At 54.2% G+C, this 6,181-nt stretch carries 6 protein-coding genes; 2 read left to right on the top strand and 4 right to left on the bottom strand.

Annotated elements, in window-relative coordinates; genetic code table 11:
• The 4 genes from MVK46_RS08990 to fba all read right to left on the bottom strand — a co-directional run.
• Window positions 1–214, bottom strand: a 214-nt coding sequence (locus tag MVK46_RS08990; protein WP_297536340.1) for a hypothetical protein, incomplete at its 3' end; no start/stop codon positions are given.
• 40 nt (window positions 215–254) lie between these two features.
• On the bottom strand, window positions 255–1,982 hold the full coding sequence (locus MVK46_RS08985; protein ID WP_297536339.1) for a carbon starvation protein A: 1,728 nt from the start codon (window positions 1,980–1,982) through the stop codon (window positions 255–257).
• Window positions 1,983–2,132: 150 nt separating this feature from the next.
• The gene (locus MVK46_RS08980; RefSeq protein ID WP_297536338.1) at window positions 2,133–3,917 is read right to left on the bottom strand and encodes a pyruvate/oxaloacetate carboxyltransferase; all 1,785 of its coding nucleotides are present in this window, start codon (window positions 3,915–3,917) and stop codon (window positions 2,133–2,135) included.
• Window positions 3,918–4,003: 86 nt separating this feature from the next.
• Window positions 4,004–4,849, bottom strand: coding sequence for a class I fructose-bisphosphate aldolase (gene fba / locus MVK46_RS08975; RefSeq protein WP_297536337.1), 846 nt, complete (start codon window positions 4,847–4,849; stop codon window positions 4,004–4,006).
• Window positions 4,850–4,972: 123 nt separating this feature from the next.
• On the opposite strand from fba, the gene MVK46_RS08970 reads away from it, so the two are divergent.
• Both MVK46_RS08970 and MVK46_RS08965 read left to right on the top strand, forming a co-directional pair.
• Entirely contained in the window at window positions 4,973–5,686 is a 714-nt protein-coding gene (locus MVK46_RS08970; protein ID WP_297536336.1) for a biotin--[acetyl-CoA-carboxylase] ligase, read from the top strand.
• A 124-nt stretch (window positions 5,687–5,810) separates the two neighbouring features.
• Window positions 5,811–6,181, top strand: a 371-nt coding sequence (locus tag MVK46_RS08965) for a cation:dicarboxylase symporter family transporter (protein WP_297536335.1), incomplete at its 3' end; no start/stop codon positions are given.

Here is a 6,181-nt window from a genome sequence, read left to right as displayed (position 1 = left end):
CAGCGCGGCTCTCCATAACGCGGATTTCCTTGACCATGTGGGGCATGAGCCTCATAACCAGCGTCGTCGGCGGGCTGGGGATTCCTATGAAAGAGCCCATCAGGATGAGCGCGAAGACGTTCTCGAGTTCCCTCAATTCGAACTCAATAAACTCGGTTGATTGGTGACGAAACGCCTCCCCGAATCCTTTCAAGAAATCCTTAATCTTCTGCAAGCTCTCACCTCCAGAAGGAAAAAATTAAAGAACGAAAGCTTCAGCTGGCCATTGCGGCGTACTCTTCTGATGGCTTCTTCCAAGCGTGGTACCAGTCTATAACCAGCATTATGTTCAGGAGCAGTCCTATGATGGTTATCAGACCCACTGAGTACTTCGTTAGGAGGCTGCTGATTCCTGGTATCACGACCACTAAGAACCATAGGAGGGCCAATGTAACGGTTATCCAGAGGAATAGGGCCGGGATTATGACAGCCCACTTCCAGTTGCCGTGCGGGTTCTGAACCTTCGCAACCCAGAGCGATGCGGTCATTAAGGCTATGCTGGCGAGCATCTGGTTCATGCCGCTGAAGGCCGGCCAGATTACAAGCCAGCTTCCGCCCCATGCGAGGGCCATTCCAAAGACAACGAGTATTATGGAGGCAAGCCACTTGTTCTTCAGGACTTCAGGTGCTTTAGCCATCTCCATGATTTCCTGCCAGGCGAACCTTCCAAGCCTCGTCGCCGTATCGAGGGTCGTCAGCGCAAACGCCGCCACCCAGAGGCTCGCGAAGAGGGCGGCCGCCTCGGTCGGGAACCCGAACGCGTTGTGGACTCCAAGGGCATAGCTCTTTGCAAATATTCCAACCTTGAGCTTGTGGTGGACGACCTGTATGGCGTACTGGCTTCCCCAGTTGTCGTAGTTGACGGGTATCTTGAGGGTCTGGAAGACCTGCATTCCGTAGACCGCTATCGAGGCTATAACCAGCGTTGAGAGGAAGCCCTCGGTGAACATTCCGGCGTAGCCGACCATGAGGCCGTGAAGCTCGTTGTCAAGCTGTTTGCTCGTTGTTCCCGAACCTACGATGGAGTGGAAGCCGCTCAGCGCTCCACAGGCGATGACCAGAGGAATCGTTGGCCAGAACGGTGAGGGCTTTCCACCGACGACGTTGGCGCTCCAGGTGGTGAAGGCGGGTGCCGTGAAGGTTCCCAGTCCCTTAATACCCACAACTATGAACGCCAGTCCGCCGAGAATCAGTCCGAACCAGAGTATGTATGCGTTCAGGTAGTCCCTGGGCTGGAGCAGAATCCAGACCGGCAGTGACGATGCTATGATGACGTAGATTCCGAGGGCAATCAGCCAAACGTGGGTGCTGGCATGTATCGGATACTTGAAGCCGATGTATATCGCTAGGATAAGCAGGATAATGCCTATTATGGTTCCAAGCTTGAAGTCAACCTGCCACTTGTAGAGGAGCAGTCCGAGGATTACCGCAACGCCCATGAAGAGCCATGAGGCCGTTGCCGCACCTGGTGTCTTGTAGAATATTCCGCTTATAACAGCACCGAATGCCGCAACGACCAGTACCAGTGAGAACCAGACATAAAGCTCGAATGCCATGCTAGTTCTTTTGCTCATAAGCTTTCCTGCAATCCACTGGATTGACTTACCGTCGTAGCGCACAGATGACATCAATGCCAGATAGTCATGGACGGCACCGATGAAGACGTTTCCGAACCACACCCACAGGAGTCCCGGCAGCCAGCCCCAGGCCATTGCAACCGCCGGACCGACTATTGGTCCAGCTCCCGCGATGCTCGCGAAGTGGTGGCCGTAGAGCACCACTGGGTTCGCTGGAACGTAGTCAACTCCATCGTAGAGTCTGTGGGCCGGGGTCGGCCTGTTGGGGTCCGCTCGAACGACTTTGTTCTGGAGGGCTTTACCGTAGCTGAAGTAGAAACCGACGTATATGGCCGCCGCTATCAGGATTATTACAGCGGAGTTCATGGTTGCACCTCCGACAGATTTTTGCACATTAGTGTACACTTTGATTATTTAAATGCCTTTCGGCAGAAAACTGAAAAACTTTCGGCTTTTAACTTAAAATTGGAGAAAATATAAATTAAGATTCAAAATTAAAATGGGAGCGTTGGGGAATTACTCAAGCTCCACCAGAGGCTGTCCTGTGTCGACGGTGTCGCCTTCTTTGACGTAGATTTTCTTCACTACGCCATCCCTCGGAGCTGGAATTTCGTTCTCCATCTTCATGGCCTCAAGCACGACCAAACCCTGCCCGATTTTTACCCTCTGTCCTTCGCTCACAAGGACCCTGAGGATTTTACCGGGCATTGGAGCCGTAACAACGTTCTCGGAGCCACCTGGGAGGGGCCGTGAAACAGAAGCCGGGGAAGAAGGAACGGGGGATGGAACTGGAGATGGAGCGGAAGCACCCGGGGAAATGCCGGTTTGAACCGAAGGCATCTGAACTCCCCGTAGGTATCTCAGCGCACTCAAATCAACACCCTCGATGCCGACCTCGAACTCAACGCCGTTCACGTATATCTTAACCTTTGAAGCGCTCTTGGGAGGCTCGATTTTTACCCTGCCTTCCTCTCTAGCTTTGAAGAACTCGAGGGCGACCTCCGGGAAGAGGCAATACGTGAGAACGTCCTCCTCCTTGTGGAGGTAGCCGAGTTCCTCAAGCTTCTTTCGGCACTCCTCAAGCCCGGGCTTGAGAAGGCTTCCCGGCCTCTCCGTTATAGGCTCCTCGTCGCCGAGGACGAGCCTTTTAAGCTCGGGGTTTATCTCCGCTGGAGGCCTTCCGTAAAGCCCCCTGATGTAGTCCTTAACCCCCTGTGTTATCTGCTTGTATCTCCCAAAGAGGACGTTGAGAACCGCCTGCGTTCCAACTATCTGGCTCGTCGGCGTCACGAGCGGCGGCCAGCCCAGGTCTGCTCTAACCCTTGGAATCTCCTCAAGGACTTCGTCAAGCTTATCGAGGGCCTTCATTTCCTTGAGCTGAGCTATCAGGTTGGAGAACATTCCGCCGGGAACCTGGTACTTGAGGACGTAGGGGTTCACCATTAGCGTCTCCTTGTGGAGCAGTCCCCAGTACTTCTCCTCGAGCAACTTCTTAAGGTAGCGGGAGACCTTGTGAATCAGCTCCCTGTCGAGGTGGCTTCCGACTGCTTCCGGGAGGGCGTGCCATATCGTCTGTATTCCGGGCTGGGCCGTTCCAAAGGCGAGCGGGCTTATGGCGGTGTCTATGTAGTCCGCTCCGGCTTCCACGGCCTTGAGATACGTCGCGACGGCCATTCCCGTCGTCGAGTGAGTGTGAACGTTGACTGGAACACCGTAGGTTTCCTTTATCTCGCTTACAAGCTCGTAGGCCTTCCAGGGGGTCAAGAGACCCGCCATGTCCTTAATCGTTATGACATCGACGTCGAGCTTCAGGAGCTCCTCGACTTTCTTCATGTAGTACTCCAGCGTGAAGATTTTGCCGGTTGTGTAGGCTATCGCCCCCTGAACCTCGGCTCCAACTTCCTTGGCCTTTTTTATGGCCACTTCCATGTTCCTGACGTCGTTGAGGGCATCGAAGACTCGGAAGATGTCTATTCCGTTTTTATGGGCAAGCTCAACGAACTTCTCGACGACGTCGTCCGGATAATGCCTGTAGCCGACGACGTTCTGACCGCGAAGAAGCATCTGGAGCTTCGTCTTCCTTATGTGCTCCCTGAGGAGGTGGAGCCTCTCCCAGGGGTCCTCCCGGAGGTAGCGTATGCAGACGTCGAAGGTTGCCCCGCCCCATACCTCCATCGAGTAGAAGCCGATTTTATCCATGGTTTCGGCGATTGCCAGCATATCCTCGGTTGTCATCCTCGTCGCTATGAGCGACTGGTGAGCGTCCCTAAACGTTGTGTCTATAATTTCAACCCTCGTCATGTTTTCACCCCTTTCTCTCAAAAGAGAAATGAACACTTAAAAGCATTACGACGGGGAAAGAAAAAGAATTAGACAGATGACGAAAATCAGAGGAGGCCCTCGGCCTTCGCCGCTTCCTCCGGGTCTTCGTTTCTGTGAACAACCCTTAGAAGGGCTTTTATGAACGGCTCCGGATTCTCGCGCTGGAAGATGTTTCTGCCAACTACGGCTCCAGCGCCACCGGCCTCTATTACCTCCCAGACGACCTTGAGGAAATCAACGGGGTCATCCTTTTTGGCCCCTCCGCTCAGCAGGACGGGAACGCCGGCCGCTGCCTCAACGACTTTGGCAAAGGTTTCTTTCGAGCCCGTCCAGTACGTCTTTATCATGTCCGCACCGCTCTCGGCGGCCGCCCTCGCCCCGTACATCACGACGCGGTAGTCCTCCTTTCTGCCGTATTTTTCGGTGATGTACGGACCCCGCGGGTAGGCGAACTGCACAACCGGGAAGCCGAGGTCGTGGGCGTAGCTTGCTATCTCCGCGAACTGGCGCATCATGACGTCCTCTTGCGGCGAACCCCAGTAGACGGTTGCCGCTATGGCGTCGGCGCCGAGCTTTATCGCATCTTCAACATAAGCTAGCTGGCTCTGGAGGAGCTGTTCCTCCTTCGGGCGGAGGTTGGTTTTGCTCGTGAGCTTGACCATCAGGCCAACGTTGGGCTTGACCTCGTCGCCGGCTATCCTTGCAATGCCGGGAAGCATCATAACGCCGTCTATTCCGGCCCTTACGACTTTCCTTATGATTACCCTGGGGTTTACGTGCTCCCAGACGGGTTCGAAGTCAGTTGGGCCGTGCTCAAAACCGTGGTCCATCGCGAAGATTAGCGCCCTCCCGTCCCTTCTGAAGAATCTCCTAAGCCTCCTCCTAACACCAACGCTCTGGTAGGCATCCATACTAATCACCGAGAGTGATATATACATAGGAGGATTTAAGGTTTTCCCCGGGTTTTACTACATACGATGGTTTTCCGCAACTGTTTAAATCCCTTTCGACAAACGGTGAAGTGGTGTTCAAATATGAAGTGGCACATCGTCCGCCTTACCGAGGTTAGGTCAACTAACGAGTACGCCAAGGAGATAGCCGAGGACGTTCCAGAGGGAACCATCGTGCTGGCCAGGAGACAGACGTCGGGGAAGGGCAGAAAGGGAAGGTACTGGGCGTCCCCGGAAGGGGGCCTTTGGATGAGCGTAATCCTCAAGCCGAAAACACCAATCGAGAACGTTCCAAAACTCGTGTTCGTTGGGGCGCTCGCCGTCGTTGATGCCCTCGCAAAGTACGGTATCCCCGCCGAGATAAAGTGGCCCAACGACGTCCTCGTGGAAGGAAGAAAAATAGCCGGAATCCTGAGTGAATGCAGGCTCGACAGGTTTGCCGTTCTGGGGATAGGCCTAAACGTGAACAACGAGATTCCCGAAGAGCTTGAAGACTCTGCGGTCTCAATGAAGGGCCTGCTTGGTTTTGAAGTCGACCTTGACGAGGTTCTCCAGAGAATTCTGAGGGCGCTTTCCTACTGGTACAGCCTATTTAAGAGCGGGAGGCACCGGGAGATACTCGATGCCGTGCGCAGGAGAAGCGCCGTTCTGGGAAGGCACGTCAGGGTTATTGAGGACGGGGAGGTTCTCCTTGAGGGAACTGCCCTGGACATAGACGATGACGGAGCGCTGGTCGTGGAGACGGGCGAGGGGACGAAGAGGGTTCTCTACGGTGACGTTTCGATACGTTTCTCGTGATTTTCCTTAACTTTTTCGTCATTTTGGCAAATAATTTTGAGAAAACCTAAAGAAGTTCAATATTCGCTTCTATTTTTGGTTGATTCGTCATAACCGAAGGCAAAATTTCATCGGAGGGTTAGGGATGGGAATAGTGCGGAGGTACCTTGAGTATCCGGTCCTCTGGAAAATACTCTACGGTCTGGTTTTGGGTGCGGTCTTTGGCCTCGTGGCCGGGCACTTTGGCTGGACGGGCTTCGTAGAGACGTACATCAAACCGTTTGGAGACCTCTTCGTCAGGCTCCTGAAGATGCTCGTGATGCCGATTATACTGGCTTCCCTCGTCGTTGGCGCCGCCAGTATAAGCCCGGCGAGACTTGGACGGGTTGGGGCGAAAATCATCGTCTACTACCTTGCAACGTCTGCCATGGCCGTTCTGTTTGGTCTCTTCGTCGGCAGGCTCTTCAACGTCGGCTTGGGAGTGCACCTTGGCTCCGGAACCGGGAAGGCAATCGA

Source organism: Thermococcus sp. (genome assembly GCF_027066465.1).
Taxonomy (GTDB): domain Archaea; phylum Methanobacteriota_B; class Thermococci; order Thermococcales; family Thermococcaceae; genus Thermococcus.
This window is presented reverse-complemented; position numbering and strand designations above follow the sequence as displayed.

Excerpts from the sequence above, each read along its gene's own strand:
- MVK46_RS08985 (WP_297536339.1), bottom strand. The coding sequence starts at position 1,982 with ATGAACTCCGCTGTAATAATCCTGATAGCGGCGGCCATATACGTCGGT.
- MVK46_RS08980 (WP_297536338.1), bottom strand. The coding sequence starts at position 3,917 with ATGACGAGGGTTGAAATTATAGACACAACGTTTAGGGACGCTCACCAG.
- fba (WP_297536337.1), bottom strand. The coding sequence starts at position 4,849 with ATGGATGCCTACCAGAGCGTTGGTGTTAGGAGGAGGCTTAGGAGATTC.
- MVK46_RS08970 (WP_297536336.1), top strand. The coding sequence starts at position 4,973 with ATGAAGTGGCACATCGTCCGCCTTACCGAGGTTAGGTCAACTAACGAG.